Origin of the sequence: Nostoc sp. UCD121 (assembly GCF_014222285.1) — a bacterium.
Lineage (GTDB): Bacteria > Cyanobacteriota > Cyanobacteriia > Cyanobacteriales > Nostocaceae > Nostoc.
Map to the genome: position 1 here is coordinate 1 of NZ_JACKZS010000205.1, position 13,674 is coordinate 13,674.

General features: G+C 38.4%; 14 protein-coding genes. 3 read left to right on the plus strand and 11 right to left on the minus strand.

Annotated features, from left to right (window positions below):
* The 9 genes from GNF10_RS29405 to GNF10_RS29445 form a co-directional block, all read right to left on the minus strand.
* The coding region (locus GNF10_RS29405; protein ID WP_185607310.1) for an AAA-like domain-containing protein at positions 1-1,980 on the minus strand (1,980 nt) is incomplete at its 3' end.
* Between the two features lie 3 nt (positions 1,981-1,983).
* A complete protein-coding gene (locus GNF10_RS29410; protein WP_185587346.1) occupies positions 1,984-3,390 on the minus strand; it encodes an AAA-like domain-containing protein in 1,407 nt (468 codons plus the stop codon).
* 58 nt (positions 3,391-3,448) lie between these two features.
* Complete coding sequence (locus GNF10_RS29415; RefSeq protein WP_185587344.1) at positions 3,449-3,841, minus strand: hypothetical protein; 393 nt, start codon at positions 3,839-3,841, stop codon at positions 3,449-3,451.
* Entirely contained in the window at positions 3,772-3,978 is a 207-nt protein-coding gene (locus GNF10_RS38990) for a pentapeptide repeat-containing protein (RefSeq protein ID WP_260446347.1), read from the minus strand. Before GNF10_RS38990 ends, GNF10_RS29415 begins: the two co-directional genes overlap by 70 nt.
* Positions 3,979-4,244: 266 nt before the next feature.
* A complete protein-coding gene (locus GNF10_RS29425; RefSeq protein WP_185587038.1) occupies positions 4,245-5,675 on the minus strand; it encodes a hypothetical protein in 1,431 nt (476 codons plus the stop codon).
* Positions 5,676-5,903: 228 nt separating this feature from the next.
* Positions 5,904-6,482 (minus strand): hypothetical protein, encoded by a 579-nt coding sequence (locus tag GNF10_RS29430; protein WP_185587040.1) that lies wholly within the window; start codon positions 6,480-6,482, stop codon positions 5,904-5,906.
* A gap of 68 nt (positions 6,483-6,550) precedes the next feature.
* The gene (locus GNF10_RS29435; RefSeq protein ID WP_260446348.1) at positions 6,551-7,237 is read right to left on the minus strand and encodes a hypothetical protein; all 687 of its coding nucleotides are present in this window, start codon (positions 7,235-7,237) and stop codon (positions 6,551-6,553) included.
* Positions 7,238-7,420: 183 nt separating this feature from the next.
* A complete protein-coding gene (locus tag GNF10_RS29440) occupies positions 7,421-8,161 on the minus strand; it encodes a hypothetical protein (RefSeq protein ID WP_185587042.1) in 741 nt (246 codons plus the stop codon).
* A gap of 1 nt (position 8,162) precedes the next feature.
* A complete protein-coding gene (locus GNF10_RS29445) occupies positions 8,163-8,570 on the minus strand; it encodes a hypothetical protein (RefSeq protein ID WP_185607311.1) in 408 nt (135 codons plus the stop codon).
* A 144-nt stretch (positions 8,571-8,714) separates the two neighbouring features.
* Here GNF10_RS29445 and GNF10_RS29450 point away from each other — a divergent pair, with 144 nt between their 5' ends.
* Entirely contained in the window at positions 8,715-8,879 is a 165-nt protein-coding gene (locus GNF10_RS29450; protein ID WP_185587044.1) for a hypothetical protein, read from the plus strand.
* A 27-nt stretch (positions 8,880-8,906) separates the two neighbouring features.
* Here the strand turns inward: GNF10_RS29450 and GNF10_RS29455 are convergent, their stop codons facing one another.
* Entirely contained in the window at positions 8,907-9,080 is a 174-nt protein-coding gene (locus tag GNF10_RS29455; RefSeq protein ID WP_185607312.1) for a hypothetical protein, read from the minus strand.
* Positions 9,081-9,263: 183 nt separating this feature from the next.
* Here GNF10_RS29455 and GNF10_RS29460 point away from each other — a divergent pair, with 183 nt between their 5' ends.
* A complete protein-coding gene (locus tag GNF10_RS29460; protein ID WP_185587046.1) occupies positions 9,264-9,449 on the plus strand; it encodes a hypothetical protein in 186 nt (61 codons plus the stop codon).
* 341 nt (positions 9,450-9,790) lie between these two features.
* Positions 9,791-11,317 carry a hypothetical protein gene (locus GNF10_RS29465; protein ID WP_185587048.1) on the plus strand — a complete coding sequence of 509 codons (1,527 nt, stop codon included), beginning with the start codon at positions 9,791-9,793 and terminating at the stop codon, positions 11,315-11,317.
* Between the two features lie 158 nt (positions 11,318-11,475).
* Here GNF10_RS29465 and GNF10_RS29470 read toward each other — a convergent pair whose 3' ends face one another.
* A complete protein-coding gene (locus GNF10_RS29470; protein WP_185587050.1) occupies positions 11,476-13,584 on the minus strand; it encodes a hypothetical protein in 2,109 nt (702 codons plus the stop codon).
* Positions 13,585-13,674: the final 90 nt, after the last annotated feature.

A 13,674-nucleotide genomic window follows, 5' to 3' on the forward strand; every position in this document is an offset into this window, starting at 1 on the left:
ATATAAATCATGATATAATACCGATTGGAAAAGATGTATTTCCTTTTTTAATTTTATTTCAGAAAGATGCTTTTTATCATATAAATAAACTCCAAAGTTACATATAATACAAAACCAGAAAATATATAAAATAAACGTCGAATTATATATTTCTGGATGATCTGGAATTGGTGTTTTTAGTCCTAACGCTGTATTCACAGCAAAATAATAAACTAGGATACCTAATTGTGATAGTAAATGCAGAGGCCATCGGACTGGTATAAATATGGCTTGACTGAGAAATAACAGCGACCAACTGATGGTGTCAGCCATAGCAAAACCTCTAATAGTGGCAAATAACTGTGATGCTAAACCAAGTGACCAAGATGCTCCTAAAAATAATCTTCCTGGATGACGATGACCAAATTTAGTTTTATATAAACCAAAAAAGACAACAATAATCAGTATAAGAGAAATGTTAATAACTAATCGCTGAATTCTTAACACTTCTGGTAGATTTGCTAGCTCCTTGAAGGCAAAAAATAAGCCATAAATATCTCGTAAAGTAAAACTCAGTATAATAATAAATGCTAACCATAACCAAATATACAACCTATCCCGTAAAAAATTTTCGCACCAAACTTTATAATCAACTAAGTAGGAAGAATCTTGAATTCTATTAATTAAGTTAAAAAAATTCTGTTCTACTATTTGTCTATCCTGTTTTTCTTTCTGTAATTTTAATTCAGTTTTGCATTTTTCTAACTCACGACTAGCATCTAAAAATTTATAATCTTGGTAACTTAAGTTTTGATTTTTTGCCCATTTTAAAGCATTTTGCAATTTCTCACCTTGCAGCAAATATAAACTATCTTGACAATCTGAATTTATCCAAGCTATGAAGGCTTCTCCATAAGGTCGTAAATTTACTAATGCCTGATCAACCCAACTCAGATCATAGACTGATTGATAAATACGGTTATATACTTTTAATTTCCCCTGTTGTTTTACTACTAATCCTGATAATTGTAATTCTCTTTGTTCAGTCCTATTAGTATGTATAATTTCTCCCTTTTGTAAAATTTCTTTATATAGTCCCAACAACTTAGCAGCACGTTGCTCATCGATTAGGAGACGAACGCATATCGTACGCAAGTGTTCAGGATCGTCTTGTGATTCCCAATTTTCAATAATCCTTGACCTGACAACTTGTTCTACTGAACGAGGATTTTCTTTTTCAGATTCTTCAACCATGAACTGACACAGCTTTTGAGTCATAAATGGTTGTCCCCCCGTCCACCACAATATTCCCTGCATTACCGCTTGGGGATTACTGAATTTACCGCGCAAACCCTTTTCTAAAGGTTCAACCTCATGCAATTGGAAACCCTTGAGGGAGATAGCCTTACCAATATTAAATGGAGTATGGTTCTTATCTTGTATTAAACTGCTAGGTGATGCGACCCCCAGAAAACAGAAAGTGAGGCGATTGTATTCAGGATTATCAACTCGCTGATTATAACAAGATCGAATAAAAGCAAAAAAATCATCTGTGGGGAAATTAAGACTTAAAACACTATCAATCTCATCAATAAAAATTACTATTTTTTCTTGAACTTCAGCTAGTAATATATTTGAAAGAAAATTACTATATCTTAACAGTGGTGAATTTAATTGGTTTTGCTCCCACCATATTTTAAAATCTACATTTAATGCAAAGCTATCGATGAGCTTAACAATCAAGTCTGCATACCAGTTTTCTTGAGTTGCAGTTTGGATACTAATAGAGGATAAATCAATAGATGCACACTCTACACCAGTTTCACCTAAGCGGCTCATTGTTCTAACACGCAAGCTGGACTTTCCGCTCTGCCTGGAATTTAGTACATAACAAAATTGACCTTGTAATAGCGCCTCATACAACTCATCATCTGCTTGTCGTGTGACGTATGTACTGGCATTTTCAGGTAAACTTCCAGAGAAAATGTACTGGTCAACCATAAATTACTCCAAACGTATCAAGAAATACTGGCGGTACAAATCGCAACTAGGAATACAATCGTTACGAACTATTTTCACTAGACCTAAACTGTGCAATTTAAAAGTAATCTCAGGACTAAGCTGCAATGGCTCATTTGCCGTTATTACTCTTTTATAACCCTCATGTAGCTGAGAATTATTTTGTAAGCACTCCAGTTGCTGTCGCAGATAGGAACTAAAAATTCCTTGTTCTGTCGGAGCAATAGTCAGGAGTTCTTCTAAAGATATTTCCTGGCTTTTGAGGTTAGTGAGTGCCTCTTGTACTAGGTAAGGATGTCCACCTACCAGATTGATCAACTGGCTCAATCCATCTTCTTTAAAAAAACCATCTAATTCATACAGCTTTGCCATTTTCTCTATCTGTTGCTGATTAAACTCAGGTAAATCAATGGCTAATCCCACATTAAATGGTGAACGATTGATGTCTAGGGTTGGGTAAAGTTCTGTGGAGTTAACTACTATTAAACGTAGTTTCTTCCAAATTTTACCCATCCTATCTCCTTGTTTGGCTGTTTCATACCAACTCCTCAAGAGTAGACAGAATTCAGAAAATATATTAGCACGCTGAAATAGACGTTCAAAATTATCTATAGCAAAAACTAGAGAGGTATTAGTATTCGATAACAAATATTTTTGAAAATATCTAGTACAACTTGTATTGATACCTAAACTATCTTGCCAATATTCGTCTACTTTGTCTTCCAGATTCAGGTTATGAGAAACATTGAGGCACAACCAATGTAAGAAACTTTTTAAATCAGTCAGAGCAGAATTATTAGCAAGTTTTAAATCTAGTTTTACTGTCTGGTAATTATGCTGTCTCGCATAGTCTAGTATTTTCTCTAAAAGTAGAGTTTTCCCCATCCTTTGAGGAGCTTTTATACGGATCAATGCCCCTGGCTGCATAATCGCCTTATAGCATTTGTCCTCAATCGGAGGGCGTTCAATATATATGCTTGCGTCTGCTTCTAGTCTAAAATTCTCAGTAGCTTGCAACTGTTGTTCAATTGCATTCAACTTGTCATCAAGCTCCTTCAGTGTGCATTCTTCTTCCTGAAGCTGCTGTTTAAACTGAAACTTACGAGATGGATCTGTTTCGAGAATCAATGCTTTCCGTATCTCAGCTACTTTTTCACTTTGGAGTGTATAAGTTTTTGCCAGCGAGCCTCTTTCTTGTTGCGATCGCTGCTGTTGGTTTTGTGATTGAACAAGATTACTTGATGCCATTGTCTGTTGCCCAAGATAAATATTGTAGATGTCGCCGCCTACTCTCTGAGCGTTCACTATCTCAGCATTAATTAACCCACCACCAAACTGGGAATTGCGTAAGTCATTATTAGAGACTTGATTTGTATCTTGTGGCTCTGACATGGGTTGAATTTTGGCGTTCTTTTTTCAAGACTTATATATCGTTTTCACTAAAATCTAATTACTCAGCATCCTGCCAACCTTCCAAAGCAGCCAACAAAACATTAACTACTGGGTGGTCAAGTAACTCCTTGAGGGCTTCCGTACCACCTGCTTTTAACGCACCAATTATTCGTGCTTTCAATGTAGGATTACGCTCAATTTCCTTAAGAGCTTCTGTTACTACTATCTGTTTTTCTAGTGGGGTATTAGTTGGGTAAGCCTGCCCTAATTGGTTCAGGAGTTGTTGAATTTCTGCTGCGGCTTGAGCCAAATTCTGCCGTTGCTCAGGTGTGTAGTTGGTGATATTCCCACCTATTTGATTTGCAGTCACGGTTTCAGCATCTATAAGACCACCTGCAAATTGAGCGCCTTGCAAGTTGAAATTAGATTGTTTTTTAGGACTTTGTGACATGGTATCTCCTTGGTTATTATAATTTTCTGCATAAAATCTGCACCTCGAATATCTGCATAGCTAAAGTTTGCACCCTCAAGATTTTTACCTTTGAAAGAACGACCTCTGAGATTATGACCGGAGAAGTCCTGGGGCATGGCTGGGCGCTGTATACAAATTTCTTTTTGGATACAGATATACCATGAACAATTTCGGATTTTTAACGGTTTAAGTTAATTTTATATTTCTACCGTCATAATTCACTCTTAATTGCAAGTCATGAACCCCTACCTGTGATAAGTTTTAGTGGTGTGAACCGTGCTTCATTTCCCGCAGAATCACTGTCCTGTACTTGCTTTAGTGGTTCAGGCTGTGGTTAGGGGGGATTTTATTATCAATAAACAGTCGTGCTATTGAGAATTGGCTAATCCTCAAAACTCAGTGGTTTACCGTTGAAATGCTGGTGAATTTTCTCAGGGTGAAACCAATCGGGCAAAGTTTTTTCAACATCATCAAGATTATTCCCTTGCTCATCCACCAGCCCATAGCGCACAACGACTCTTTTTAAAGGTGTTTCACCATTAGCTGAGAACTTCTCAAGCAATACAGTACCTGATTTACGAGCGCTTGCTGTACCGTCTGGAAATGATTCATTAGTGGCATTGTGAGTTATACCAAGTAAATATTCCTTGGCTTTGCGAGTATCAGTTAAGCTCATCTTGAAAAATGCGATCGCACTTTCACCACACAAAGATTTCAAATTTGTGAATTCATCACAAATTACCTGCTGTTTAGTGGTCGGTTTCTGCTTAATCCTGGTCAACCAACGTTGGCAACAATCTTCAAAAGCAAGGCTAATTTCATCCTCCGACTCTGCCTTACTAGTAGCGTCTAGTAGTTTCCAGACATCGGCATTATCCCCAGTGGCATGTCTATCAATCAGTTGATGAATTGGAGCATCAAGGCAGTATTTTCTAATCAATGCAATAGCTGTAGCAGTGTAAGTTTTACCGCTTCCTTGATTGCCTATCAGCCATAATGGTTTTAGTGAATTGATTATCTTCCACAAATAACCGTTTTCATGGTTTTTAAGGGCATCTATAAGGGTATTTTTAAGCTGTTCATCTGGTGATACCTGAGTATAAGTTTTAGAATCTTGCTTGCTGTCTTGGAGCTTGTTCAATTCCTTTGTCGCTTTAGCTGCTGCCAGCCGATTATCTATGATTTGTTTATCTAACTCAGATAAATTTAACTCGTGACTTTTAAGTGCAGTTTCACCTTGCAATCTTCCATTAATCTCATCAAGTGCTAATTCATTGGGTGATTTCATCGCTTCTATCGTCTCTGTCGCATTACGGGCGATGGCCTGCTTAGTCACTGCGCTTTGTTGCTGTTTTGAAAATTGGGTAAGTTCTAAATGATTTTGCACTATGAAGTCATTCTCAAGTGCTTTAACTTTGAGTAGCGATAACTGACTATGAATAGCTTGCTCCTGGCTATCTGTAAGTCTTTTAGACCCAGCGTAAGCACTCAACAGGGCGACTGTACCAGCTAAACCATATAGAGGTGCAGCAGGTGATTCAGCAGGCAATATACGTAATGTTTTTACATGAGCATCAAAAGTAAAGTTCCTGCGCTCCTGTTCAATCATCCAGCTAATACCGCGCTTGATTTGTTCACCTTTGCAAGGTTGATTATTGTCTGTGAAACAAAATAATGTTTCACTATACTTGGTGGCATCATTCCAGAGTGGTAACGTTAAACTTAGTCCCCCAATGAGCAAAGTGCCTATGGCAAATGTGGCAATCTGGCGCTCTGTTTTTAATCGTTGGTTAAACTGCTCTATCTCTTCCATAAAATCAAAAACATCAACCCAAAAAATATCATCAGGGGAAAGTAAGCATTAAGCAGAAGTAGCACCTGCCGAACAAATAAAAGTATTTGAACATCTAACCCAGACTGTTTACCCCAAGAAGTAAGGTGCTTAAGATTTACAGCAGTGTTTACGGCATCCATAAACAGATTGTTTACAGCAAATATGAAAAGCAGAGTTCCGCCTATAACTGTTAAAAAGTTTCTTTGTCTATACATTTGGTTTTCTTCTTAATGGGATTGTTAATACCCAAGTTGCAACTAGTCCCAAAATAAACATTGCTGGCGTTAATACCCCTTCTGGGAGTGTGAAAGCATTCGTATTCTGTGCTGATTTAATTTCTGTGTACGTCTGTTGGATCTGACTCTCAGTTGACCTAACTTCTCTGACTATTTTTTGTGTAGAGTTCCACCCAATTACCCCACCGATTGCAAGTTTACTCATTGCTACCAATGGTTTGGCATGACTTAATGACCAGCGCTCACTAGATAGCTCAAAGTTAAAACTTTCACCACAATCAATTAGTCCTGGCAGTAGTGCCAATATCATCGACATTGCCAGAATAATGCTAATTGATATTTGCATTGAGAATAGAAGCCAAGCCAATGATGCCGAACCAACTTGGCATGATAGAAACAGTAACCCACTATCTATACGTTTCCTAGCCTGAATATCAGCGTAAAGTTTGGATTCAATATGCTGTAAATACCGTGCTGTATCTTGGTTAATCCCCGCACTGTTATCGTCATTTAGTAGGTTATCTAATTCGTCATTGTTGTGTGGTAGCATGGTAATACTAAACTTGATTGTTGAAAATACCTGAGCAATTCGCAGTTACTCAGATATTTGTTTTGAAATTAGAATCCTAATGCCGATTTAATCGCTGTGAACTTCTCAGCTAGCAACCCGCGCACTGTATTGGGTTGATAGTTCTTTTGAGTGATTAAATCAAATCGAGCATCATCACCACGGTTTAAAGCTTCGTTAACTATTTTAGTTTTGTAAGTTTCATCAGCCGATAATTGCTTAATTCCTGGTCTGTTCGATTGGTCGATTAGATTAGCTTGATTGTCAACTCCCACCAAATAAGCATCGATATAACCTTTAATTTGGGTGTAATTCATCTGGTAATTATGACGCTGGTTTTCAGTGTGACGAGCGTTTATCAATTCAGCCGCAAGCTCACTTCTCTTGTGGTCATATTGAGTATTTGCAAGAGTAGCGTTGATTACTGCTTTATCAATCTCAATGGCGCTCTTGGCAGCATTCACCAATACTTCCGAGATGGCTTTGTTGTAAGCTGTACTGCCATTGATTATTTCTTGATATGCCTGGGCAAGCTTAGGGGCAAACTCTGCTGAGAGCCTACCTTGTCGCGCTAACTCCCCAATCTTTTGAGCGCTGGTAACGTCACCCATCATTGCATTTGTAAAATCATCCAGACTTACACCAAATTTAGTCTTGAGAACTTGATTAATCTTCCGTGCTTTGGGCGTTACGTGGTTTTTGAGTGTAAGCTTGCCAGAATTTGAACTTTTCACCATTTTGGTAGTTCCTTGGGTATTTCCAAATATCGATTAGGATCAACAAAATCTCTATGCTGTATTTGCTTAACCCTGCCTTGTGATAAACTCCAATTGTCGTAAGCTTGTAGGCTAAAGAGCAGGCTTGCAATGGCTAAGATGATGAATCCTACTTTCTTGGGGTTAAACGAGATTGTGTAACCTTCAGCCTGCTTTATTGAGTAATGCAAATCTTGATAAGATATTGGCTTTTGAACTTTTGATATTTTGGCGGATACCTCCTATATCCGCTTTGACATTAGTTGAGAAGTTTTCTACCTTTTGATTTAACCTAGTTGCCCTATCCGCTATGTGCGTTCTCACAGCATCAGCGTTGGTGTCTAATGCGGTCTCTACCTGATCAAAACGATGGTCAACATAACCTCTAATTGCACTGGTTACGTTGGTTAAAAAACTTGCATAATCATTGAAAACATCATCGACACTATCAGCAACCACTAGACACTCTTGTTCACTCAGTTCAAAACCCAGTGCCAAAGATTGAGTAGATACCAACGCCTGTTTATCAGCATTGGTAACAGCCAGGGATTGACTATTATTAATTTCTGGAGGTGCGTAGTTTACAGCCATAGACATCGTGTTTACTTCCTCGGACTCTGTTTCTTCCTGTGCAAAGATTTCAGACTCTTGGTGCTGGGTGAGGGGTTCTTGGACGGGGGATGCATAGTTTACTGGTGCAGGCATTGCGCTTACTATTCCAGTTGATTGGTGGTCTTGGGTGATAGCCTTAATCACTTCTGTGCGGACATCATTACTCCAATCAGTTTCGTAGTTTGGGTACAGTTCTAAAATTTTTGATTCAATAACTATTCCTGAAACTTCTAAAGCATTATTTTTGAGAGTGCGGCGGATAGAGTCTACTTTGTTCTTCAGGTCTTTACCCATGCTATTTATTCCTTGAAATCGCGGTAAAAAATACAACTTTTGAAGCTTGATTTAAGGTGTATACACTCTGTTTGCTAAACTGTATATGGGCTTTGTAGAAAGCATTTAGCAGCATTCTGTCTGTTACGTGTGGTTTTATTTTTCTTAGAATATCTAGTAATTCTTCCCCAGTAAATTTGTGTGTTGGGTGACAATTGCTTTGAAAGTCCTCAACTATTTGGATTGCCTTTTTAGTCAGTACTGTTCTGGGGTATTGGGTTTTCAATCTGGCATAGGATTGCACAGATTTTTGAGTAACAACGACTCCTGAACGCTCTAACTCATTTCGGATCTGTCGCCAACGCCTATTGCTTATCTCCCCTGAAATTAGTTCAAAAACCTTGCGGTAATAGTCTGTTGGTTGCTTCATAAGCGCTCGACAGTAAATTTTGCAATGCAACTGCAAATATCATACTGTAAAATGGCTATAGTGGCTATAGTGGCTATGAAGCCATATACAACCAAGGTGGCTAAAGAGGAATAAGATCCTATTTAGCCACTATGTTTATGGAGAATGTCTGATAAAGATAAGGAGCTAGTTCAGGTGCGAATTTCGATTCCAGAACACTACAGGCGATTGTTCAAAGCCCTTTGCACAGAACAGGACACTGATATGAGCAAAAAAATCGCTGAGTATATCCGCCAGGAGTTAGTCAAAGCTGGCAAAATTACTGGTTGAAACGTATGTGCAAGAATTTCATGAATCCTAAGTTGCACTACTGCGACCGCGACAACGAAAAATCAGTACTTCCAGAAGTGCGATCGCGCTTGTCGCCTTGTTTTGGCTGTCGCCTGTATAAATTTTTATGAAATGTAACTGTCCGGCGACAACTGCGACCCTTATGATGCAAGGATTCCAGGCTGTGAAATATATCTGCAAGGCTATTTTTAAATTAAAAACCTGAGAATTTTCCTAGTTTTGGATAAAAAGCGATCAAATAGCCATAAATGTAGTATTCTCTTATACGTATACCTAAAGCTAAGGAATTAGATGACCGAACGTAAGAAGTTTAAACCAGCTACGCCATATGCAAGGAGCGAGAATAAGGTCAAGAAAAACCTGATGCTCACTCCAACTGCGATCGCAAATATGGAATCGTGGGCTTTTGCGTTAAATCTTAGCCTTAGCGAATATCTTGAAAGGTTCGGACGACAAGAACTTCCCAACGTGATTAGAGTTTCTAATGAGGAGGAAAGCAAATTTCTGGGGGAGTCCTTGCCGATGCAATCGCTGCAAGACAGGAGTTAATTGCAAATGAGGAGCAGCGCTCAGTAAAAGCCGGCGTTAAGGAAACAACTTAAATTATTGGATATGTTTGCAAAAATTTTAGTTGTCAACTAAATTTAACCATTTTAGATTTCAATCCAAAAAAAAGCTGCTTGACAAGTTATTTTTCAGGAATGATAGACGACAAACACGTTTGCTAATGCTAACAATGCTTTTCACCCAAACCCAAACTTATCAAACAGACAAAAAATTCTAGATTAATTGTAGCACTTGGGTGAATTAGTGTAAGACTTGTATACCAGTCTCTCACTCATAAAATCTAATTTGTTGGGCAGAAGTCCATCTCACCAAGACTTCTACCAATGTTGAAACAAATTACAGACTCTTCTCAAACAACCAAAGATCAAGCAAAAAACTGGAAATTAATTTACACGCCTGCCTTAGCAAAAGTAATGAGGCAGCTAAAGGTTCGCCATCCTGGTGAAGCGACAATCTTCATAAATCAGTTAGCTTTTTGGATGCAGACCACTTCTGGTTACTTCACTAAAGATGGCAAGAAATGGATCTACAATTCTTATGCTGAGTGGACTCAAGACCAGTTTGAATCCCTTACTCCGTGGCAATTTGGCGGAATGATTAGGGATTTGAAAAAGTTGGGAATTATTGAAAAAGCTTGCTATGCCCAACTAAAAAACCAACTTGTAAAAAAACTTTCAGGGATTTGGCATCCTGACCAAACTCGCTCGTGGATTACGCTTGACCTAGAACGTCTAGTTGAGCTAACTGGATATAATCCTTTTGATGGAACCTGGAAACCCTTACACAGTACCGAAATTGTAAATACAACGACGGGAGATTGCAATCACAACGACGCCAAATTGCGATCGCAACAACCATCTATATACAGAGAAAACTCTATCTCTACTCAAAACGGGAAATTTGATAAAGAGAAAGATAAAGGCGTAAACCAGGAAGATAAAAAGATTGACCAGTGGGATGATGACTATGACCCTTGGGATGATGACGTAAAACAAGATACTCACGATACTGAGGATTTCAAAAAAGAGTCACTCAAGGATCAGGTAGCCACTTCTGTTCGCGTAGCCTCTCCTAGAGAAGAGGAATGTTCCGCCGCGCCGCCGCCGGATTTTGAAAAACAATTCTCTTCAACTAAGGTAGATAGCCCTGAAGGTAAAGGTTTCGCCACGCCAGGGCTGGGCTTCAAAAAGAAATCTAATCCTTCCCCTGATGTAAAAGAGGAAGTGCAGGAGATTTGGGAGATTGCCCCCGGTCGCCCCTATCCTGTATTCCTTAATTGGAGAGCGGATAAAAAGTATAAACCCCAAGGTGGGAAGTGGGAAGCGGACGCTCGTGGCAATGCCTATGCGGAGTTTTACAATAACCGTGAAAAAACCACTGTAGTAATATTCCCAGAGTTTTTGGAATATATGCAGCAGGTTGCCCAAAATTGTAATCAGCAGGTAGCTAATGGAATTAAAGCAATACTGCCTAGCTGCTTTGTAACTATGCCAGAAGCAAATCATCACAACGTCAAACAGGTAATGGTTAACATTCAAGAGCTAGTGGATAAAGGAGTGCAAGTGGCATTACCAACTAGTTATGCAACTCCATCCTGCACTCAATCGATGACCTTTACAGAAGCGGCACAGGCTAGTGTAATCAAATCTTTGCCTAACTTCCAGTCAGATACGTTAAGCAGCACCTCTGAACCAGAAATAAATCAAGCTGATGAGCTATTAGAAGTACTTAAGATAAAACAAATTAAGTGGAAGAACATACCTGCATTTCGTACTGCTATTAAACGATGGGCTGAGGAGACTCCTGGCATCATCATGACTTCAGAAGGCCCAAAATTGGATTTAGAGTAGTAATTGGGGTGAGCTGGCAATCTGGATATTGAAAGCGGCTCATCTTGAACCAAAAAACTTTTTTTATTTGCACAGAATGTGGTTTCAAAAATGCCTTGTTTGCAGTTTTATCTCTGGATATTTGCAGTTCGCCACCAATTAGGATTATGCTCGACAACTTACATAATTTTCTGATGAAGCATTGCGGCTAAGGACTGACGTTGTTCAGGAGTTAAATTCTGTAATTGACGAATTAATTCCTCCTTGTCAGGAGTGGATGCAATAGATGTGTTTGGAGGTGGAAGTTCATCAAAAATTGTAAAATCATTAAATAAAAGCCTTTCAACAGCTTGCTCGATTGGTCGGCGTTTTTCTGCTGGCGTACACCGCTCATACATTTTTTTGAGCGTTGTCAAACTATGACCCATAGCATAAGCAAGAGATTCTTTTTTTTGGTTGTCGAGATGTAACTGGTAAGCCCAAGTTGCCCAAATATAGCGCATCGTGTGTGGAGAAATTGACTTACCAATTAATCGGCGAGCCGTAATTTGAATGAAAGCAGCAAATTTAGAGCTATTAAATCGCAACCCAGCACTTGCATTGACAAATAAATATCCCCATGACCAGATTTCCGGATCATGTTTTTCTTGAATACAGCAAACATCAGCCGGATTACATTCATTGCGACCGGAATTTACCCATCGGCCACGACAGCCCAGTAAATTTGATTGCCACCAATCATAAAGCATCTGATTTTTCCTACCTCCAGGCATCCAGTAACCGTATAAGTAGCTTTCAATATAGTCATACAAGCAAGTACCATCATCAAATTGACGATTAGAAATTACAATCGATTGCGGACCATAAACTTTCCAGGTTTTATAAGATTGGATGTCTAAAACCCAAATGCCATCTTTGTAAAATTTCTTTTTGTGAAAATAGGTTTTATAAAGATAATTATCCTTAAGACTATCGTCATAGCGTTTATCACGCTTTCTATCAGACGGCAAAGGGTGATACAATCCATCAGGTGGCACCTCTTTGGGGCGTTGAATTGGGCAAGTAAGAGTAATTTTTAATTTTCTGTATTCCTCTTGTCGTCTGGCTGGCATATCTGCTAAAAAACTCCAGATCAGGTATCGCTGTAGAGCTGAAACCGGACCTACACCATAACGCGGCTTGCCATCTTTATTTCTGAGTCGACATTCTTGGCGTAAAGGTTCTAAAACTTTTTCACGCACAGTAGTTAAAACAGTCTGATTCGGAATGGCTTCAGGCCATTTTTTATCTTGCTGAGTTACGTAACGTTTTTGAAGTTGCCAATCTCTTTCTTCTCTACTGGCAGCAAGAAGATAATTACCAATAGTTTTAAGAATTGGAATTTTAGCATAATCACTTGCTTGTTCCACTTCTTTGTGGTAAATAAATTTTCCTAAAGTTGAAAGAACAACAAGTCGAGATTTTTTAGTTCTAGGGCTTTCAGAATGAACAATTTCTCTCAAAAACTCTAAATACTTACATAGCCAAGTTTCCAGTGTGATTTGATGCTGCTTCCAAAGCTTTTTTTGTTGCTGTTTACTTAAGTCATATAACTCGTCCTTTGTCAGTTTGGGAACGAGTAAAGACAAACTTAATTCCTCTGGTGAGATTTCTTGGTATTCAACAAACCAACCTAAAAATAGCCGGATTCCTCCTAAATATTGTTTAGCAGTAGATTCTGCTATTGGTTCAGTAACTCGTCCTGTCGATTCAGGTGCTGTTAGAAATTTAAAAAATTGTTGCAGTTCAACTTGTAAACTAGGAGAACACTTTTGAATTGGTAGCGAGTAAATTTTGTATTTACCTTGACGAGATGTAATTTTTCTCCCTGTAGAAAGACCTTTCAGCCTTAGAGAAGTGGGGCAGTTTTGATCTAAATTTATGGTTTTTTCAGTATACCAATCTTGGTGTTGAACCCAAATCAATAGTTGGTTCAGTCTAGTTTCGCCAATATTTTGAGTTTTAGATGATCTTTGCAGAATTTCAAAACCTCGCTTTTGAAATGTTCGTGCTTCTTTTAACTTCTCTAACCCCTGCTTTCTCATAAACGCCTTAGCTGAATCTAATTCAGCTTTTGAGAGTTTGTTAGTACCAATTATTTTTTGATAACCAAGACCGACCAGTAGAGGACGTATGATAGCAGAGCGGGTTTCGTTCAAAATATTTCTGGCTCGTTTAATATTATGTGTAGATTGAATATGCTTCTCGTATAAGCTGTATACTTCCAGTAAATTTTTTGGTTGATTCATAACATAATTTGGAAAATAGTTGAGTTACGCTTTCAATAGTGCCGTACTAAATTTAATAAGTAAATCAAGTAGTTTTGAAATAATTAAGTT

What these genes read in the sequence shown, in the direction of transcription:
- GNF10_RS29410 (WP_185587346.1), bottom strand. Translation starts at nt 3,390, where the DNA reads ATGTCAGAGCCACAAGATACAAATCAAGTCTCTAATAATGACTTACGC.
- GNF10_RS29415 (WP_185587344.1), bottom strand. Translation starts at nt 3,841, where the DNA reads ATGTCACAAAGTCCTAAAAAACAATCTAATTTCAACTTGCAAGGCGCT.
- GNF10_RS38990 (WP_260446347.1), bottom strand. Translation starts at nt 3,978, where the DNA reads ATGCCCCAGGACTTCTCCGGTCATAATCTCAGAGGTCGTTCTTTCAAA.
- GNF10_RS29425 (WP_185587038.1), bottom strand. Translation starts at nt 5,675, where the DNA reads ATGGAAGAGATAGAGCAGTTTAACCAACGATTAAAAACAGAGCGCCAG.
- GNF10_RS29430 (WP_185587040.1), bottom strand. Translation starts at nt 6,482, where the DNA reads ATGCTACCACACAACAATGACGAATTAGATAACCTACTAAATGACGAT.
- GNF10_RS29435 (WP_260446348.1), bottom strand. Translation starts at nt 7,237, where the DNA reads ATGGTGAAAAGTTCAAATTCTGGCAAGCTTACACTCAAAAACCACGTA.
- GNF10_RS29440 (WP_185587042.1), bottom strand. Translation starts at nt 8,161, where the DNA reads ATGGGTAAAGACCTGAAGAACAAAGTAGACTCTATCCGCCGCACTCTC.
- GNF10_RS29445 (WP_185607311.1), bottom strand. Translation starts at nt 8,570, where the DNA reads ATGAAGCAACCAACAGACTATTACCGCAAGGTTTTTGAACTAATTTCA.
- GNF10_RS29450 (WP_185587044.1), top strand. Translation starts at nt 8,715, where the DNA reads ATGTCTGATAAAGATAAGGAGCTAGTTCAGGTGCGAATTTCGATTCCA.
- GNF10_RS29460 (WP_185587046.1), top strand. Translation starts at nt 9,264, where the DNA reads ATGCTCACTCCAACTGCGATCGCAAATATGGAATCGTGGGCTTTTGCG.
- GNF10_RS29465 (WP_185587048.1), top strand. Translation starts at nt 9,791, where the DNA reads ATGTTGAAACAAATTACAGACTCTTCTCAAACAACCAAAGATCAAGCA.
- GNF10_RS29470 (WP_185587050.1), bottom strand. Translation starts at nt 13,584, where the DNA reads ATGAATCAACCAAAAAATTTACTGGAAGTATACAGCTTATACGAGAAG.